The organism is Rummeliibacillus suwonensis, from assembly GCF_007896435.1.
GTDB classification, from domain to species: domain Bacteria; phylum Bacillota; class Bacilli; order Bacillales_A; family Planococcaceae; genus Rummeliibacillus; species Rummeliibacillus suwonensis.
Map to the genome: position 1 here is coordinate 1,383,855 of NZ_VCBL01000001.1, position 17,981 is coordinate 1,401,835.

17 protein-coding genes and 1 riboswitch are annotated in these 17,981 nt (G+C 34.7%); of the genes, 12 read left to right on the top strand and 5 right to left on the bottom strand.

What is annotated here, in order from left to right:
• The first annotated feature begins 1,000 nt into the window (after positions 1–1,000).
• The 5 genes from FEU33_RS06460 to FEU33_RS06480 all read left to right on the top strand — a co-directional run bounded on the left by FEU33_RS06460 (position 1,001) and on the right by FEU33_RS06480 (position 5,706).
• The gene (locus tag FEU33_RS06460) at positions 1,001–1,534 is read left to right on the top strand and encodes a DUF1700 domain-containing protein (RefSeq protein WP_244950982.1); all 534 of its coding nucleotides are present in this window, start codon (positions 1,001–1,003) and stop codon (positions 1,532–1,534) included.
• Positions 1,515–2,138, top strand: a complete 624-nt coding sequence (locus FEU33_RS06465) for an NDxxF motif lipoprotein (RefSeq protein ID WP_146548590.1) — start codon at positions 1,515–1,517, stop codon at positions 2,136–2,138. The genes FEU33_RS06460 and FEU33_RS06465 overlap by 20 nt, the downstream gene beginning before the upstream one ends.
• 678 nt (positions 2,139–2,816) lie before the next feature.
• The gene (gene proB / locus FEU33_RS06470; RefSeq protein ID WP_146548591.1) at positions 2,817–3,908 is read left to right on the top strand and encodes a glutamate 5-kinase; all 1,092 of its coding nucleotides are present in this window, start codon (positions 2,817–2,819) and stop codon (positions 3,906–3,908) included.
• A gap of 12 nt (positions 3,909–3,920) precedes the next feature.
• Positions 3,921–5,168: a glutamate-5-semialdehyde dehydrogenase gene (locus FEU33_RS06475; RefSeq protein WP_146548592.1), complete on the top strand. Its 1,248-nt coding sequence runs from the start codon at positions 3,921–3,923 to the stop codon at positions 5,166–5,168.
• 91 nt (positions 5,169–5,259) lie between these two features.
• Entirely contained in the window at positions 5,260–5,706 is a 447-nt protein-coding gene (locus FEU33_RS06480) for an SRPBCC family protein (RefSeq protein WP_146548593.1), read from the top strand.
• 160 nt (positions 5,707–5,866) lie between these two features.
• Here the strand turns inward: FEU33_RS06480 and FEU33_RS06485 are convergent, their stop codons facing one another.
• The gene (locus FEU33_RS06485) at positions 5,867–6,268 is read right to left on the bottom strand and encodes a hypothetical protein (protein ID WP_146548594.1); all 402 of its coding nucleotides are present in this window, start codon (positions 6,266–6,268) and stop codon (positions 5,867–5,869) included.
• 712 nt (positions 6,269–6,980) lie between these two features.
• Between FEU33_RS06485 and FEU33_RS06490 the strand changes: the two genes are divergently transcribed.
• Both FEU33_RS06490 and FEU33_RS06495 read left to right on the top strand, forming a co-directional pair.
• The gene (locus FEU33_RS06490) at positions 6,981–7,412 is read left to right on the top strand and encodes a DUF1641 domain-containing protein (protein WP_146548595.1); all 432 of its coding nucleotides are present in this window, start codon (positions 6,981–6,983) and stop codon (positions 7,410–7,412) included.
• A 45-nt stretch (positions 7,413–7,457) separates the two neighbouring features.
• Positions 7,458–8,642 (top strand): NAD(P)/FAD-dependent oxidoreductase, encoded by a 1,185-nt coding sequence (locus tag FEU33_RS06495; protein WP_146548596.1) that lies wholly within the window; start codon positions 7,458–7,460, stop codon positions 8,640–8,642.
• A gap of 236 nt (positions 8,643–8,878) precedes the next feature.
• Here the strand turns inward: FEU33_RS06495 and FEU33_RS06500 are convergent, their stop codons facing one another.
• The 4 genes from FEU33_RS06500 to FEU33_RS06515 all read right to left on the bottom strand — a co-directional run bounded on the left by FEU33_RS06500 (position 8,879) and on the right by FEU33_RS06515 (position 13,178).
• Positions 8,879–9,640: an amino acid ABC transporter ATP-binding protein gene (locus FEU33_RS06500; RefSeq protein ID WP_146548597.1), complete on the bottom strand. Its 762-nt coding sequence runs from the start codon at positions 9,638–9,640 to the stop codon at positions 8,879–8,881.
• Positions 9,641–9,668: 28 nt separating this feature from the next.
• Complete coding sequence (locus FEU33_RS06505; RefSeq protein ID WP_146548598.1) at positions 9,669–10,373, bottom strand: amino acid ABC transporter permease; 705 nt, start codon at positions 10,371–10,373, stop codon at positions 9,669–9,671.
• On the bottom strand, positions 10,357–11,175 hold the full coding sequence (locus FEU33_RS06510; protein ID WP_146548599.1) for an amino acid ABC transporter substrate-binding protein: 819 nt from the start codon (positions 11,173–11,175) through the stop codon (positions 10,357–10,359). Before FEU33_RS06510 ends, FEU33_RS06505 begins: the two co-directional genes overlap by 17 nt.
• 404 nt (positions 11,176–11,579) lie before the next feature.
• On the bottom strand, positions 11,580–13,178 hold the full coding sequence (locus tag FEU33_RS06515; RefSeq protein WP_146548600.1) for an FMN-binding glutamate synthase family protein: 1,599 nt from the start codon (positions 13,176–13,178) through the stop codon (positions 11,580–11,582).
• 255 nt (positions 13,179–13,433) lie between these two features.
• A riboswitch (PreQ1 riboswitch) is annotated at positions 13,434–13,476 on the top strand.
• Between the two features lie 15 nt (positions 13,477–13,491).
• On the opposite strand from FEU33_RS06515, the gene FEU33_RS19095 reads away from it, so the two are divergent.
• The 5 genes from FEU33_RS19095 (at position 13,492) to FEU33_RS06540 (ending at position 17,791) form a co-directional block, all read left to right on the top strand.
• Positions 13,492–13,722 carry a hypothetical protein gene (locus FEU33_RS19095; protein ID WP_244950983.1) on the top strand — a complete coding sequence of 77 codons (231 nt, stop codon included), beginning with the start codon at positions 13,492–13,494 and terminating at the stop codon, positions 13,720–13,722.
• A gap of 3 nt (positions 13,723–13,725) precedes the next feature.
• Entirely contained in the window at positions 13,726–14,199 is a 474-nt protein-coding gene (queD, locus tag FEU33_RS06525; protein WP_146548601.1) for a 6-carboxytetrahydropterin synthase QueD, read from the top strand.
• Positions 14,192–14,920 carry a 7-carboxy-7-deazaguanine synthase QueE gene (gene queE / locus FEU33_RS06530; protein WP_146548602.1) on the top strand — a complete coding sequence of 243 codons (729 nt, stop codon included), beginning with the start codon at positions 14,192–14,194 and terminating at the stop codon, positions 14,918–14,920. The genes queD and queE overlap by 8 nt, the downstream gene beginning before the upstream one ends.
• Before the next feature lie 229 nt (positions 14,921–15,149).
• A complete protein-coding gene (locus tag FEU33_RS06535; protein ID WP_146548603.1) occupies positions 15,150–15,527 on the top strand; it encodes a hypothetical protein in 378 nt (125 codons plus the stop codon).
• A gap of 581 nt (positions 15,528–16,108) precedes the next feature.
• Complete coding sequence (locus FEU33_RS06540; RefSeq protein WP_146548604.1) at positions 16,109–17,791, top strand: methyl-accepting chemotaxis protein; 1,683 nt, start codon at positions 16,109–16,111, stop codon at positions 17,789–17,791.
• Positions 17,792–17,981: the final 190 nt, after the last annotated feature.

The window sequence follows — 17,981 nt, forward strand, 5'->3', positions numbered from 1 at the left end:
TAAAAAGATGTTGCATGCTAGTAATAAATAGTACAACAGAAGAAAAAATCAGGCGCTATAATTTATCTCCATGTTACCAATAAAATTCGATTGGTGCATTCATGAGGAAATCTTGTTAAATAGTTTTTCAAAATCTTTTCTACACAAGTTCTATTAAAAAGTACAAGTACAAGAAGGAAAAAAACGTACACATTCAATAATCAATCGAATGGTACGTTTTTTGTTGTTTATCCTGCATTAACGGGCAGTAAAAGCCTACCACCACAAGATTTAGTGAGAAACGAGAAGATAGCTGGGGAGTGGGGGATGAAGAAAACCCCCACTGATGGAGTTTCACTTTATATAGATCTTCGTTGCGGCTTGCTCGAGTCCTCGAAAATGCATACGCATTTCCTTCATGCGGTGCCAGATGCCTTTTTCCACTAAATATCATAAACGTTTAATTTTTCATCATAATCGTTATCGAAAAGGATCTCATTTAACATTTATGATCAATTAATTGCCTTTTACGACAAAAATAGCTAGGTAGAAACTTTAGTTGTTACAATTAAGGCGTGAAACGAATATGCATCGTGAAGATAAATGGGACCATTCATTGGATCATTAATACGATACTTTCTCTTAAAATTACTTTGTATCTCTAGAAAACTAAAATGTTAGTCATAATATGTTGAGTTTGGACACAAAAAAATTAACATACTTGTTTATGAGATATATTCTTCTCTGAATGTAGCATAGATGTATGGACACACTCCATTAAATTAGTAAGATCAAACAAGAGGAATGAATATAGCCGTTCATCAGTAAATGTCTAACCATCTATTATCAAGAATCAACAGAAGGACCATTAGAGAAAATACATAAAATTGTAAAGAAATTGATAAACTTGAGACCTTGAAATGGAATGAGTTTTTCATAGTAATTAATCACTTTATTGAGGAGAATGATAAACTTGAACAAAAACAATTTTTTGAAATTACTCAAAAATAGGTTGAAGTTTATGTCTGAAAAAGAAAAAAAGGATATAGTAAATGAATACATAATACACTTTACTGAGGGGAAACGTGAAAATAAAAGTGAAGAGGAAATATCCAAGGAGCTGGGAAACCCAGTGGATATGGCCAAAAAATTAAACGCTGCCTATGCTATCAAGAAAGTTGACGAAAATAAAAGCATCAGAAGTATGTTTATAGCGCTATTATCAATTATGGGATTGGGCGTAATGAACTGTATTATTAGTATAATGGGTTTTTTTGTACTGCTAATACTTCTACCATTTATATTAGCTTATATCATTGGTGTACCTATCATGATTGTATCTCCAGTGATTTTAATTGTAATGGGATTTATTAATGGATTTAGTACAATTGAATTTGAAGAAGTTTTCGAATCCGTAAAAGGGTTTATTATAGGCTCTTTTTTAGCATTCCTAGGTTATTATATAGGGAAATCTTTTGTTAGACTATTTATTAAATACTTGAGGTGGAACGTGTCAATTGCAAGGGGGAATTATTATGAAGAAAATTCTTTTTAGCTTCCTGATTTTGTTTATACTAAGTGCATGTTCTCAGAAAGAAGAGATTGATACTGATACTACAGAAGATGAAGTTCTTCTTTCTACACAAGATGTAAAAATCCCCAGTGTTATTTTCACCTCTGAAAAGCAAAATAGTGTAATTGATGAAAAGGAAATGAAATTAAGCATAAAAACCTATCTAGATAGCTATGAAGAATTATCAAATGCTAGTGAACCATTTCAAGAGATTATATATGAAGATAAGGAATTAGATAAAGAAGAATTAGAGAAATTCGACAAAATTACTAAGCTTACAAAAGAAAATGATAAAAATTTTTCTAACTATATTTTAAATAATACTTTGCCTGAAGGTTATCAAAAAGAGTCTGAAAGAATTAGCCAGTATATTACAACTGTAAATGAGACCCTTGATGAAATAGATGAAACGGTCAGCAATAGTATGGATGATGCAGATAAAGGCGATATCCCAAAAGTAAATATTAAGTCAATATTTGATAAAATAGGTGTGGTGAATGGAAAGGAACAGAAAAAAATAGAAGATTTCCTTGATAAGAAAAAGATTGATACAAAAGCATTTGGACGACATCAAGGAAAAGAATAGTAATAGAGTAATTCATAGAACTTTATAAGATTAACACTTAAAAAGGTGTCCTGAATTTACATTTGGATGTCTTTTTAAAATTTTTATAATTAATAACTCAAAATTTGCAGACTGAAATCGACAATAAGCCTTAATATAGTTAGGTAGACCGCAATCTATTAGTAAAGTTGACTTTTGATTAATTTTTAAAATATCAAGCATAACTGAATTTTTGCAACAGTATGTACTAAATACTTGACGGAGATCAATGTATAAAGGCTATAGCTTTAAGGACATAGGTTTCGATTTGTCAGTCTTAGTAGGGTTTGCGCTCGTATTTATCATTTTAAATATTTTCTCATTGAAAAAGTATAGAACACTTTAAGAAATTCGTTTAAATTTATTGACTTTCAACATAATTTGTTGCATCCTTATAGATAATATAAGCGAAGTGAAGATTAGTACGTATGTCACTTCTGTGAAAGAGAGCAATGTTCATCGGCTGAAAGGCATTGTAACAGAACCATGCAGAACCTACTTCATAGCTCCTAGCAAAACTAGGCGCAGTCTCTAGCGTTATGAGAAATGAGTGGAGTATCGAATACGATGATATTCAACTAAGGTGGTACCACGAAGAGTTACCTTTTTCGTCCTTATTTTTAGGATGAAAAGGGTTTTTTTGTTAGGAGGATTTGTGTGATGGAAAAGAAACGAATTGTCGTGAAAATTGGAAGTAGCTCTCTTACGAATGAAAAAGGGGAGATAGATCAGCTCAAATTTCATGATCATATACAAGCTATTGCGAAATTGAAGCAAACGGGTCATGAAGTAATACTTGTTTCTTCAGGTGCTGTTGCATGTGGATTTCGAAAGCTTGGTTATTCTTCGAGACCTGTTACACTAAAAGGAAAGCAAGCTGCTGCTGCTGTAGGACAAAGCTTGCTTGTTCAATCCTATACTGAACAGTTAAGTACGTATGACATTGTAACGGCACAAATTTTATTGACAAGAACGGATTTTTCGAAAAAAGATCGCTACAAAAATGCATATGCAACACTTTCTGAACTGCTTGATCGTTCAGTCTTACCAATTATTAACGAAAATGACACGGTTTCTATTAAAGAACTGACCTTTGGGGATAATGATATGTTATCAGCATTAGTAAGCGGTTTAGTGCATGCAGATCAGTTGATTATATTAACGGATATTAATGGTCTTTATAATGCTAACCCTAAAAGAAATCCAGATGCTGTCCGTATTAATCGATTAACTGAAATTACGGAGGAACAATTAGAATTTGCGACAACTGAGGGTTCAAAAGTAGGTACCGGCGGCATGCAGTCAAAAATACATGCTGCAAAGATAGCTTATGATCTAGGGGTGAAAAAGGTATTCATAGGAAGAGGAAAGGGAGAAAATAAGCTCTTAGAAATTTTAAATGGCAAGGGGGATGGTACCTATATTGAAAACGATCAATTACCTGTCTTAAACAGTCAAAAACAATGGATTTCCATATTTTCACCAGTGGCTGGAAAAATTACGATAGACCATGGTGCAGAAATTGCATTAATCGAACATGGAAAAAGTCTATTACCAGCAGGTGTAATTGGGTTAAATGGCGAATTTTCTATAGGAGATGTGGTAGAAGTCTATGGTACTGATAGACTTCTAGGAAGAGGGGAAATTTTTTATTCCTCAGAATTATTGAAGAAAGCGATGGGCAAAAAAACAAGTGAAATCGATGCACCATTTATAGAAGTGATTCATAGGGATCGCTGGGTTCGAATATGAGGAGGTTTCGTTATGTCAGAAGTTTTAGAAAAAGGTAAACTAGCGAAGCAAGCTAGCTTCCGATTAAACCAACAATCTACAAAAGAAAAAAATGAAGCATTAGAGCTAATTGCACAACAGTTAATAATAGATCAACAACGGATTATCCAAGAAAATGAAAAAGATATTGTGGCAGGAAAAGAAAAAGGTCTTTCACCATCTGTGTTAGATCGCATTCTATTGACAGAAGATCGGATACAGGGGATTGTAGATGGTATTCGATTAGTCATTAGTCTACCAGATCCAGTTGGCGAGTGCCTGGAAAAAATCGATAAGGAAAATGGTTTGCATATTGAAAAAAGACGTGTTCCTCTTGGCGTGATCGGAATGATCTATGAGGCGCGTCCTAATGTTACCGTTGATGCAGCAACATTAGCATTGAAAACTGGGAATGCAGTAATATTGCGTGGTAGTTCTTCAGCCATTCATTCTAATCTTGCCTTGGTGAAGTCTATCCATGAAGCACTAAATCAATCTAAACTACCTTTAGATTCTGTTCTATTAATTGAAAATACAAGCCATGAGGCAGCGGAAGAACTATTCCATTTAAAGGAATATATTGATGTGCTCATTCCTCGAGGTGGAAAAAATTTGATCGATACAGTTGTTTCAAAGGCAACAGTTCCAGTACTTGAAACAGGCGCGGGCAATTGTCATATTTTTATCGATGAAACAGCAAAAGCTCAAATGGCGAAGGACATCGTCATTAATGCCAAAACACAAAGACCTTCTGTTTGCAATGCAGCGGAAAGTCTACTAATCCATGAAAAATGGTTTGCATCTCATGGGAAAGAGTTTATCGATAATTTGCTGAATGCAGGGGTGACCATTTATGGAGATTCAACCATTCAGAAGGCAAATGAAGCTGTCAAGCAAGCAACAGAAACGGATTGGGGAACAGAATATTTAGCATTATCATTAAGTGCAAAAATCGTGAAAAATGTAGAAGAGGCAATCGATCATATCAATCAATATGGGACGAAACATTCAGAGGCAATCATTACGGAAAACTTTGAAAATGCAGCAAAATTTCAAACTGGGGTAGATGCAGCAGCTGTATATCATAATGCATCCACTCGTTTCACAGATGGTTTTGAATTTGGTTATGGTGCCGAAATTGGAATCAGCACCCAAAAATTGCACGCAAGAGGCCCTATGGGATTACCTGCATTAACATCTACTAAATACTATATTTCGGGAAATGGACAAATTCGCGAATAAGTTAGAAAAATAGGATTCAAAGGTCGATTTACAGATTAATATTATAGTATAATAACCACGAAATGATTTTATAGAGAAAGCAGTGATCATAATGGCAACAGCATCACATACAGTAGAAGTTTCAGTACCACAAAAAGAAGTTTGGGATTTTGTCAGTCATATGGAAAAGTGGGCAACATTAGTACCAGGATATCGCGAACATCAAATTTTGAATGAGAAACAATCTACATGGACATTTGCAGGGAATGTTGGGGTTTTGAAAAAAGAAGTCAAAGTACAAATTGATATTACAGATTGGGAAGAACCACATAAAATCAGTTTCACTTTAACAGGTTTATCAGATAAATTTTCTGGTCAAGGGTACTTTGAAGATGTTGAATTAGGTGCGAACAAAACACAAATGACTGGTCACTTAGAAATGAAAGCAGGTGGACTTGCTGCTCCTGTCCTAAATCCAATTTTTGTTGCTGTTCTTCCAAAGGCAACAAGCATATTGACCAATCGCGTTGCTAATAAAATTCAATTGGTTCATGCGTAGATCTAGATGCTAAAGTATATATTTGGTATATTTTTGCGTGGCATAGTTGGAAATGAAAATATATATTCATAATAATATTTTAATCAGGCATGTTGATTAGGAAAAAATCAACATGCCTGTATTACTGTTTTTACATAATAAATCGCTAAAAAATCCCAGATTACATTTGATAAGGTGTTTTATCAGAAATGATTTTGAAATAAATCCCTTTTGCATCTTTTGATAAGGCATCTTTTATAGCATCTAAATCTACTAATTCATTTGTTCCGACATATTTTGCGAATTCATCTATTAAACAATCAAAAGAATCCGTGAATAACTTACGCATGTTATCAAAATCTAAGTTTCTAAAGTTGCCATCGATTTGGAATGCTTCAATGGAATTCATTTGTTTGGAAGCTCCTGCAAAACGGTCATCATAAACGGTATAACTTTCATCTGTAAGGGCAATGATAAATAGCTCTTCGCCTGTTACTGTTTTTAACTCAATATGGTTTTTATGTTTTTTGACATCAACAATAATATGAATACCTTCTGCATGTCGGATATTAAATAATGACAAATTAATTTCCTCCTCTATATAAAACTGCTTTTTACAATAATTAGAATAACATAAGAATGAACAAGTAAAAGAAAAAATATTATATTTTTTCGTAAATTTCCTTTATATTTTCTTGATTGAATCTGTTGACAATAAATTAAATGCATTCATTAATAAATAAATGTTAAAAGTCAAGGATATAATATTAAAAAAACAAATAATTCAATTCTTTGTGCATTTTTTCACATGAAATGTTCAAATTTAATGGAAACTCTATAAAGAAAGGTGTATTATCAAATGTAGAGTTATAAAAGTGGTTCATTCCACAAATTATAAGGTAGAGGTTGAATTTAAATCGTCAAAAAGACAATTGTTTCTATTGAAAAACGAGCACTTTTAAAAAAGGTAAACTTTCATCATCAGGATTTATCTCCTATTGATGGAAAAGGAAACATAGGCTAAATAGCTACTAGCTATGACAACGTCTATATTTCGAAATCAATCGAGCTTTTACTGGCAAATGATTCTATTCCATCCTCTATTGGATTTTCACAATCTCGAGGAGGAGAATGGATTGCCATTAATGCGATAAAAGTGGCGTGGTATGATTTTGGGCATTGTTGGTCAAATTCATCAAACAACTGAAATGTCGAAAGATGATTGAGTATGACTTCTTTAAATTATCTGTATTCACAAATAATAAGTAAATAGTTATTGCAAAGGAGAATTGGATATGTCAGAAGCGACTAATCAATTACAAGCTGGGCAACCCGCTGTAAGCCAAGAAAAACTTGATGTATTGGATCAATTATTAAAACCTGAGGTACAAGATTCTATTACAGCATTGGTTAACGAATTACCTAAGTTAACTGAAATGGTAACAACTTTAACTAAAATCTATGATGTTGCAGTATCATTATCAACAGATGAAATATTAAAAAATGATATTGCTGGTGCTGTAGGTGAAATCGCAACTCCAGTTGTGAACTCAGCAAAAGGTCTAGCTGCAACAGCAATTGAAGCAAAAGATCGTGCTGCTGGAAGCACTGAAACAATTGGACTATTTGGTATCATTCGTTTACTAAAAGATCCACAAGTACAACAATTTTTCCGTTTTACGAATGCCTTCCTTCAAGTGAACGAAGAACATAAAAATTTAAAATAGTCTTTTCTTAACATCAATACTGATTCTGATTACGGAGGATTAATTATGTCAAAAAAAATCATCATTTTAGGTGCTGGTTATGGTGGCGTTCTAACTGCCTTAACTTTCCGCAAATACGCAACAAAAGATGACGCAGAAGTTACTGTCGTCAACCAATTTCCAACTCACCAAATTATTACAGAACTTCACCGTTTAGCTGGTGGCACAATTAGTGAACAAGCAGTTGCATTCCCATTAGAAAAAATCTTCAAAGGGAAAGACATCGATCTTCACATCGCTAAAGTTACTGAAATTTCACCAGATAATAAGTTCGTTAAATTAGATGACGGTTCATCTCTATCTTACGATGTCCTTGTAGTGGCTTTAGGAAGCCAAACTGGATATTTTGGTATCCCAGGATTAGAAGAAAACAGTATGGTCCTTAAATCTGTTAACGATGCAAATAACATCAATGCACATATCGAATCTAAAATTAAAGCTTACGCTGAAACAAAAGATCCAGCAGATGGCACAATTGTTATCGGCGGTGGCGGTCTAACAGGTATCGAACTTGTTGGTGAAATCATCGATCATATGCCAAAAGTGGCTGAAAAATATGGAGTTGACTTCAGTGAATTTAACGTTAAATTAGTGGAAGCAGGTCCAAAAATTCTCCCTGTATTACCAAACACTCTTATCGAACGTGCGACAGAATCACTTTCTAAACGCGGTGTAGAATTCTTAACAGGTCTCCCTGTAACTGCCGTTGAAGGTAACAAAATCTCTCTTAAAGATGGCCAAGTGATCGAAGCAAATACATTTGTTTGGACTGGTGGCGTAGCTGCACTTCCAGTTGTTGCTGAATCTGGCTTAGAAGTAAATCGTGGTAAAGCAACGATCAACGAATACTTACAATCAACTTCTCATTCTGATGTATTCGTTGTTGGTGATAGTTCTGTATTGATCCCTGAAGAAGGTGCTCGTCCATTATATGCACCAACTGCTCAAGTTGCATGGCAAATGGGGGAAACTGCAGGATATAACTTATTTGCTCAATTAAAAGGTCAACCTTTGAAAGAGTTCAAAGCAGTTAACTCTGGTACACTTGCTTCACTTGGACGTAAAGATGGTGTAGCTACAGTTGGAGCGAACAACACTGAACTTAAAGGCTTGCCTGCTACTTTGATGAAAGAAGCAAGTAACATCCGTTACCTATCACATATTAAAGCGTTATATGGTTTAGTATATTAAGCAAAGTTTTAAAAACCCGATTTTCTTATGGAAAGTCGGGTTTTTTTAAGTTTAATACCGTTTAATTACTGTTAAAGGTTTTTAACATGAGATTCTGAAAAATCCCACATTTTTTGTAGTGAAAACTTATAATAAGAAGAAAAAGCACGAATGTTAATGAATCAATGAACTGCATCTCCCATTGTTAGATCATGTTTATAACAATGGGGGCAGTTTAAAATAGCATTTGTGCCTTTTTAATGTTCGTTATTATTTGATAGGGGATGAATTTGTTCTAAAAAGCGTCGAGTGCGTTCGTGCTGAGGATGCGTAAATATCTCATTTGGTGTTCCTTTTTCAACAATTTCACCATGATCGATAAAGACTATCTCATCTGCCACTTCTTTGGCGAACCGCATTTCATGAGTGACTACAACCATCGTCATGCCTTCTTCAGCCAAATCTTTCATGACTTGCAATACATCCCCTACAAGTTCAGGATCTAATGCAGATGTAGGTTCGTCAAAGAGCATCACTTTTGGTTCGATTCCCATTGCTCGTGCGATACCTACACGTTGCTGTTGACCACCAGACAATTGAAAAGGATAATCGTCTATTTTATCAGCAAGTCCTACTTTATTGAGTAATTGGATTGCCTTTTCTTTAGCTTGCTTCTTTGGAATTCCTTTAACGATAACAGGTCCTTCCATTACATTTTCAAGGGCAGTTTTATGAGGAAATAGATTATAATTTTGAAAAACCATTCCTGTTAAACTGCGAAATGAAACGATCTTTTTTTGAGGAATTTCTTTTCCATTAAAATTCATTAGATGATCATCTATTTCGATTGCTCCGGATGAAGGAATTTCAAGTAGATTTAAGCATCTAAGCAAAGTTGTTTTGCCAGAACCGGAAGGACCAATGATGACGATCACTTTACCAAGTTCTACCTCTAAGTCAATTCCTTTAAGAACTTCTAAGTCACCAAATGATTTATGAAGATTTTTGATGCTGATCATATCTAATACTCCTTTTGTTCTTCTATTATTATTTTGATACATATCGATCTAGCCGGGATTCAATTCGTCCTTGAATAATAGAAAGAACAGTACAAATTATCCAATATAAAATAGCTACTTCAGAGTAGAGTAATAGGAATTCATAGTTTGTCGAAGCTATTTCTTGTGCTTTTCGGAACATTTCAGATACAAGGACAAGCGATGCCAGTGACGTATCTTTTACAAGACTAATAAAAGTATTTGATAATGGCGGAATGGATACACGAACAGCCTGAGGGAAAATGATGCGCTTAAGTGTTTGTGTACGATTCATTCCGATAGAATAGCCAGCTTCCCATTGCCCTTTAGGAATGGATAAAATGGCGGCTCTAATAATTTCAGAGGCATAAGCGCCTACATTTAGTGAGAAACCAATAATCGCAGATGGAAATGGATCTATCGTGAAACCTAAATTAGGTAATCCATAAAAGATAATAAACAATTGAACAAGTAAAGGTGTTCCACGAATAATGGAAACATAGATACGTGCAATTGTATTCAAAATTTTACTTGATGAAATCCGGGCTAACGCTGTCAAAATAGCAAGAATTAGTCCAAGAACAAAAGTGATAATCGTTAGTGGAATCGTATATTTAATGGCTCCTTTTACCATTGGTAAAAGAGAAGACTGAGCGATCGATACTAATTGATCGAATCGCTCAGGATCTTGAAAAATACTATTTAGGAGAAACATCTTCACCGAACCATTTATCAGAGATTTTTGCGTATGTTCCGTCTGATTTTATATCTTTTAATGCTTTATTGACTGCTTCCACTAACTTGTCGCTACCTTTTCTGAACATTAGACCACTTTGTGATAAATCGGATTCAGCATCTACGGTTTTGATTGGTGCATTTGGGTGTGATTTTTGATAATCCAAGAATGACAATTTATCATTGATAGTTGCATCTACACGTTTAGAACCAATAAGAGATATTGCTTGCGTAAATCCTTCCACACCTACTAATTGTGCTCCATATTTTTTAGCCATTTGACCATAATTACTTGTTAATGATTGAGCAGACTTTTTACCTTTTATATCTTCAAAAGATTTAATTTCATTATTATCTTTATTGACGATTAACACTGCACCTGATTCGATATATGGATCAGAAAAATCGTATTTTTTTTGACGATCTGGTTGAATACCTACTTGGTTTGCAATCATATCGAATCGTTTTGCATCAAGTCCGGCAAACATGGCGTCCCATTGTGTTTCTTTAAATTCAGCCTTTACACCTAAACGTTTTGCTACTTCTGTTGCAATATCAACATCGAAGCCAGTAAGCTTGTTTGATTTATCATGGAATGTGAAGGGTGGGTAAGTGCCTTCTGTTCCAATTTTTAAAACGCCTTCTTTTTTAATCGTATCGTACAAGTCTGTTGTTTTAGACGTTGAAGATCCCTTTTCATCTTTGTTGTTGTTTGAGCCACATGCTACAAGAACTAAAGTTAAAGCAATTAGCAGTGACATAAGCGAAAAATATTTTCTCATAGTAACCTCCGAGTATTCTGATAGGATTTATAAAAAATCAATGGTTATCGTATCATTAATCTCTATGATTGTCAAAAAAATATGAATCTCGGCGTGTTGATGAGAGAAAGATAGGATGAATTATTGCTGATGTGGCAATAATGGATGGCAAGGCAACGATTTTCTTTGCTAGTTCACTATCATTAGAATCTTGCTGTGGATTGCATGTCTTTGTAAAAAAATTTAGGATTTGTACGAACCATTTGAGACCACTGAAAACTATCTTTTCATTGATAAGAAACTAATTTTTCTTTGATGATGAGTCAAAAGGTGATTTTTCTCCTATCTTTGAAAGCAAATCGACTTTTTCAGTGGCATCAATGGATGATAAATTGCATTTCGGACAGCTCTCTCGATACGAGGTTTTACTTTATTATTTGTTGTTTAATTTTTTGAAGGATCGTTTCTAAAGAGGTGACAACACCTTTATCATCTTTATACATAATATGTTCGGGCTTAAAATGAACAGGAGAATCGATGCCGGCAGCTGCACCAATACGAAATAGTCCCTTTCGAAGAGTAATAAGGTAATTTACTACCCTGTATTTTTTTTCATCAATGACCAATGCCTTTTGTAAATCAGGATCGGTAGTGGCAACTCCAACTGGGCAGGCGTTGGAATTGCATTTCATTGCTTGAATACAGCCTATTGTAATCATAAATCCTCTAGCGATATTGACTAAATCTGCTCCCATTGCGAGAGCAATAGCAATTCGATCGGGTGTAAACATTTTGCCGGAAGCGATAATTTTAACTCGATGTCGAACCCCATATTTTGTTAATGTTGCCACAACAATTGGCAATGCCGATTTAATTGGTAGACCAACACTGTCAATTAGTTCTTGGTAGGAGGCTCCGGTACCACCTTCGCCGCCATCAACGGTTATAAAGTCCGGTCCTTTTCCAGATTCTTTCATATATTTTGCTAATTCTTCAATACTGTCATTTCCACCCACAACAATTTTCATCCCAACTGGTTTACCAGTATGATTTCTAATTTTTTCGATAAAGTCACACATCGTTTTTATATTATTAAACTGATGGAACCGATTTGGACTATCTACTGAATGATAGGGCTCTACTCTTCGGATCTTTGCCACTTCAGGTGTCACCTTTTCAGCATCAATATGTCCACCTCGTGCTTTGGCACCTTGAGCGAGCTTGAGTTCAAAGGCTTTGATCTCTGGGATTTCACTTTTCTTTTTTAGCTCATCCCAATCTATTTCTCCATTTTGATCTCGAATACCGAATAATCCAGGCCCAATTTGCATAATGATATCAACCCCACCTTTTAAATGATAGGGAGAAAGACCACCTTCACCTGTGTTCATCCATGTTCCTTTCGCTAAAGCTAATCCTTCCGATAATGTTGTAATCGCTTGATTTCCTAATGAACCATAACTCATCGCTGACATTCCAATAAGGCTTTTTACGACAAATGGATGTTTGGTTTTAGGACCGATGACAATGGCATCATCATCATGTAATAAATAGGCAGATGACTCCTCGTCCTCCCATTTTTCTTCTCGCTGTGAAAATAGTGGATCTTTCAATAAAATATATCGTTTTGTTTTGACTTTTACGTATTGATCCAATTTTAATTCTTCCGTTAACTTAGGAAACATATCATTACGAACATAAAAACCTCCTGTTTCAAAATCACGTTTTGAGCCAAAGGCAGCAACTTCTCTCATATATTTTGCTCCTTTTACAATATGCTCGTAGTCCAATCGTGAAAATGGTTTGCCTTCAAGATCTGTGTTAAACCAATATTGACGCATTTCAGGACCAATTTTTTCAAAAAAGTATCGGATTCTGCCAAGGGCTGGATAGTTTCTTAAAACGGCATGACGTTTTTGATTTCGATCAAATACCATCATATATACTAGAAAAATAACAATAGTGATCATAACGATTGCTATTATAGTGAATCCAATAATCACGAGTCGATCTGCAATATTCATGAGAAGCCCCCTAAAAATTCATCTATCTTTATACTTAGCACTAATCTTGTCGAATTTTATAGCATTTATTCAACGGATGTGAAACGTTGGATGCTAAAAGATATACGTACAACCTTGATTTACTGATTATAGAAAGATAAAATGAATACTATAATTAAACCCATTGAACTTATCCGCACAGTATTCCCTACTTAGTGCTTGTTTTTTGAACTGGTGGAGGTCTCACTGCATGTTCATGCGGGGAAAATTGCATACGCTACAGAGGTTCTAGCTACCCTCTTAAAAAAACTAAGAAAACAGTACTTTTCTTAAGGTGCTGTTTTTTTATCCCGCATTAACGGGCAGTAAGACCCCATCTCAAGATATAGAGAGAAAGATAGATGGGAGATCAACTGCCCGTAAAAGTCCGATTGGTTCGGGTCAACAAGATGTTGGCCCCTCAGGTGTTGCCATAGGACGTGGCGCTTTTAACCTGAGTTCTTTTATCTCAGTGGGGGCTGAAGAAAACCCCACTGATGAAGTTTCACTTTATAAGGAGTTTTGAAATATGTATGACTTTGAAATTATCGATCAGTTACAAAAGATAGATGAAGATATTGATCGAAAGCAATTGAAATATCATTCGAAACGAGTGCTCGTTAGCAAAGAATTTACTTTTGATGCCGCTCATCATCTACACTGCTATGAAGGAAAGTGTAAAAATCTGCATGGTCATACGTATAAAGTTGTATTTGGTATCAGCGGATTCACAGATGATCGAGGTTTAACGATCGACTTTAATGATATAAAGAATATCTGGAAAGAAAAAATAGAAATTCATTTGGATCATCGCTATTTAAACAAGACACTTCCTCTAATGAATACAACAGCAGAGAATATCGTAGTTTGGATTTACGAAAAAATGGCAGAAGCTTTGCATAAGAAAAATTTAAGTAATGATGCACGTGTTGAATTTGTACGTTTGTTCGAAACACCGACGAGCTATGCTGAAGCTAGACGGGAGTGGATGGAAATTGAGTAAAATTCCCGTGATGGAGATCTTTGGTCCCACCATTCAAGGTGAAGGAATGGTTATTGGTCAAAAGACAATGTTTGTTCGTACAGCAGGTTGCGATTATTCCTGCTCCTGGTGCGATTCTGCTTTTACGTGGGATGGTACTGGGAAAGAGCAAATTGTGCAAATGTCAGCTGAAGAAATATGGGATGAGCTAAAGCATATTGGAGGAGATGGTTTTTCGTTTGTAACCATTTCAGGAGGAAACCCTGCTTTATTGAAAAACCTCAGTGATTTGATATCTTTATTAAAAGAAAAAAATATACAGATCGGTGTAGAAACCCAAGGAAGCAAGTGGCAGGAATGGTTTTATGAAATAGATGCACTAACTATTTCTCCTAAGCCCCCAAGTTCAGGGATGAAAACAAACTTCGCGGTTCTTGATGAAATATTCGCAAAATTGAAAAGGGGAAAGAATGATCACCAAGTTTCACTGAAAGTTGTTATTTTCAATAATGAGGACTATGAATTTGGTAAACAGGTTCATCATCGTTATCCAGATGTTTCTTTCTATTTTCAAGTTGGAAATGCTGATATTACTACAACTGATCATTTAAAGTTAGTCCATAAACTTTTACAAAAGTATGAATGGTTAATCGAAAAAGTTCTCTCGGATGATGATGTGACAAACGTGAAGGTACTTCCTCAATTACATACATATATATGGGGGAATAAGAGAGGCGTATAAAATAGGACTTGTCGGTTTTTGTTGTATAAACAAGAATGGATAAATACCCCTTCTATCGTGTATCAGATAGCAAGACTCAAGTAACAGGTAAAAGATAGGTAATGTGATAACTGCTTGTAAAAGATCAAATGTTTTAACTAACCCCGGTAGAGGATAAAGAAAAGGCTACATGGGATGAAGTTGCACTTTATTATACTTAAGCTATGCTGAATCGAAAGGAATGTAAGAATTGAATATTTTTAAATTATTGAGTGGGTTATTGGGTGCCACATTACTAATGTGTTTTGACTTCTATCAGCAATGGACGATATGGAAAGTCTTTCCGAATATCGCTTGGATGATAGTAGGGTTCGGATTATTATTGTTTAGTGTATATACGCCAGCGATCAAAGATAGAATGATGCATTTTTATGTCGAAGTGGTGGTGATGGCTTATTTGATCGTATTAATGTTTATCTTGCCGTTAGCAGGAGGTAAGTCTTCTGTTGGTTTCAGTGTAAAGGAACCTTTTTTGTGGATCGTGATTTTGTTAACAATATGGCAACTTGTGGCATATAGAAAACGAATTCTTCGACAATTGAAGGACCATCAAAAAAATGAAGCATGAAGTGGAGATTTTGGACTGTTCGTTTGTCTCACAGTATTGAATAGTCAGACATCACCTCAAGATTTGAGTAGTAGGTATGGAATCAACTGGCTGTAAGCTTTGATTGCTTCAGAAAAACTAGTTTCTGTCTATGAAGTTGCTCTTTAATTGAATAGTGTATAAAAACTAAATAAGATTTTTTTCATAAAGAACTTTGCTATCACGCGTGTTGATTTGAAAAAAAAAAGGGGTGTCTGTTTGGCATAATTTTTGAAAAACCCTGCATTTTCTTCGTGCGGTGTGGATTCAGAAAGTCCATTCAATGTCCCACAGGAAAAGCGAATAGATGAGACCCCGCAGCGTAGCGGAAATCAACGAATACCTAATTTTATGGATATAATTTGATAATCAACGTATCTGAAAGACTAATAAAATTTTATTCATAAAGAACTTTCCTATCGTGTATTTTTTGTGTATAGAACTGCCGATTGATGATCTATTTATTTACTACAAGACTATTCATGTTCGTATATTTCCTATATAATATGGTATGTAAGAACTAAGAGATAGGAACTAAGAAAATTGTCAAATGGGGGAACATTATGTCTATTAGTAAAAAGATTTTGGGTAGTTTTTCTATTATCATTTTGATCATTATTGCTGCATTTTTAATTATATTAGGTCAGCTAAACAAGATGAACCAACAATATAGCTCAACTATAAATTCGGGCTTACCTCAAATTAGTGCAACAGCCAAAATTGAAAGTTTAACTGCTAAAAAAGCTCAATTAATTAGATCATATCTTTTAGGAAATGAAGAAGATTTACAAACATTAATGGATACTAGAAAACAATTGAATCAGGAAATAGAGAATTTAGAAGGAAATTTACAGCGTCAAAAATCGAAACAATTATTAACGAAAGTATCTACTGAAGTGAACAATTATGATAAATTTTCGGATCAAGTACTTGATCTGCAAAAGAGTGGTAAACACAAAGAAGCCATTGAACAGACAAATACGAATGGGAAAGCAGCATACTTAGAAACGTTAAATGCTACTCAAGATTTATCAAAATATATAAAGGTATTATTTTCACAGGCGGAAACCAAATCTGAAAGCATAGCCAAAAATGCGTTGATTCTTGGGATTATCATTGTAATTGCTATTGTTATTTTTAGCTATTTGATGGCTTATTATATGCATCGAGTAGTTGCGAAACCAATTGTAAAGTTAAATAAATCAGTAAATGTAATCGCTGAGGGAAATTTAACGGAACCGGATGTTGAAGTACGTTCGAAAGATGAAATTGGACAACTATCCAAATCATTTAATCTAATGAAGCACTCTTTAAAAGACTTACTAAGCTCTTTATCGGTTAGTTCAGAGCACTTGAGTTCTTCTGCGGAAGAATTGTTGGCCTCTACACAAGAAGTTTCTGCATCATCAAATGAAGTATCACAAAATCTTGAAGTTACATCAAAAACAGCCCAATCAACCACATATGCTGCAAAAGAAAGTGCAGTTGCGATGGATGAAACAGCAGCAGGTGTCCAAAAAATTGCGGAATCCGCACAAAATCTACATACCTCTGCAAGTGAAACATCTGATATTGCTAATAGCGGACAAAAAGAAATTTCTAATGCTGAAAAACAAATGGTGCTTATCCATTCATCAACAAAGGATACAACAGATTTAATCCAATCATTAAATAAACAATCAGTGGAAATTGGAAATACACTTAAAGTGATTACGGATATTACAGAACAAACAAATTTACTTGCATTAAACGCAGCTATTGAGGCTGCAAGAGCAGGAGAACATGGAAAAGGATTTGCTGTGGTGGCAGATGAAGTTCGGAAATTAGCAGAAGAATCTAACCGATCAGCTAGTCAAATCGAACGTCTAACAGTAGAAATACAGCAGAACACAAAAGATGTCGAAAAAGCGATTTTAGACAATCTAGACACAGTTGAAGATGGTGTCCATTTAATTCAAAAAGCAGGGACTTCATTTGAAACGATTGTACAAGCTGTAGATCATATGAAATCAGAAATTGAAGATGTATCTGCTATAACGGAAGAAATTTCTGCTGCAGCAGAGCAGGTTGCGGCTTCAGTAAGTGAAATTGCAACATCTTCTGAAAATTCAACTAAAAAAATAGAATCAGTAAGCGACAATGTGAAGCAAGTGGCAGAAACAATAGAAGAAATCACATCTGTTTCAAACGACTTAACCAATAAGGCGATTGAACAAAGTGATGCTGTTAAGAAATTTAAGATTTGATGCAAAAAATTGTCTTCTTTTAGAAGAAGAATGTGTACGGTACAAAAGGTACGGATTGTTGATTTAACAGCATTCTGTACCTTTCTTTTTTTTATAAATGTTTATAGAATAAGGTATTTCTGTCCAATTAATTATTTACTTTAATATTTAATATACGGGATAATTAGTAAGAAAGTTCCATTACTATTGA

Bases quoted from the DNA above. Each gene is read 5' to 3' on its own strand.
- FEU33_RS06500 (WP_146548597.1), bottom strand. From the start codon at position 9,640: ATGATCAGCATCAAAAATCTTCATAAATCATTTGGTGACTTAGAAGTT.
- queD (WP_146548601.1), top strand. From the start codon at position 13,726: ATGTATGACTTTGAAATTATCGATCAGTTACAAAAGATAGATGAAGAT.
- FEU33_RS06495 (WP_146548596.1), top strand. From the start codon at position 7,458: ATGTCAAAAAAAATCATCATTTTAGGTGCTGGTTATGGTGGCGTTCTA.
- FEU33_RS06490 (WP_146548595.1), top strand. From the start codon at position 6,981: ATGTCAGAAGCGACTAATCAATTACAAGCTGGGCAACCCGCTGTAAGC.
- FEU33_RS06465 (WP_146548590.1), top strand. From the start codon at position 1,515: ATGAAGAAAATTCTTTTTAGCTTCCTGATTTTGTTTATACTAAGTGCA.
- FEU33_RS06540 (WP_146548604.1), top strand. From the start codon at position 16,109: ATGTCTATTAGTAAAAAGATTTTGGGTAGTTTTTCTATTATCATTTTG.
- FEU33_RS06475 (WP_146548592.1), top strand. From the start codon at position 3,921: ATGTCAGAAGTTTTAGAAAAAGGTAAACTAGCGAAGCAAGCTAGCTTC.
- FEU33_RS06480 (WP_146548593.1), top strand. From the start codon at position 5,260: ATGGCAACAGCATCACATACAGTAGAAGTTTCAGTACCACAAAAAGAA.
- FEU33_RS06460 (WP_244950982.1), top strand. From the start codon at position 1,001: ATGTCTGAAAAAGAAAAAAAGGATATAGTAAATGAATACATAATACAC.
- FEU33_RS06515 (WP_146548600.1), bottom strand. From the start codon at position 13,178: ATGAATATTGCAGATCGACTCGTGATTATTGGATTCACTATAATAGCA.
- FEU33_RS06510 (WP_146548599.1), bottom strand. From the start codon at position 11,175: ATGAGAAAATATTTTTCGCTTATGTCACTGCTAATTGCTTTAACTTTA.
- proB (WP_146548591.1), top strand. From the start codon at position 2,817: ATGGAAAAGAAACGAATTGTCGTGAAAATTGGAAGTAGCTCTCTTACG.
- FEU33_RS06505 (WP_146548598.1), bottom strand. From the start codon at position 10,373: ATGTTTCTCCTAAATAGTATTTTTCAAGATCCTGAGCGATTCGATCAA.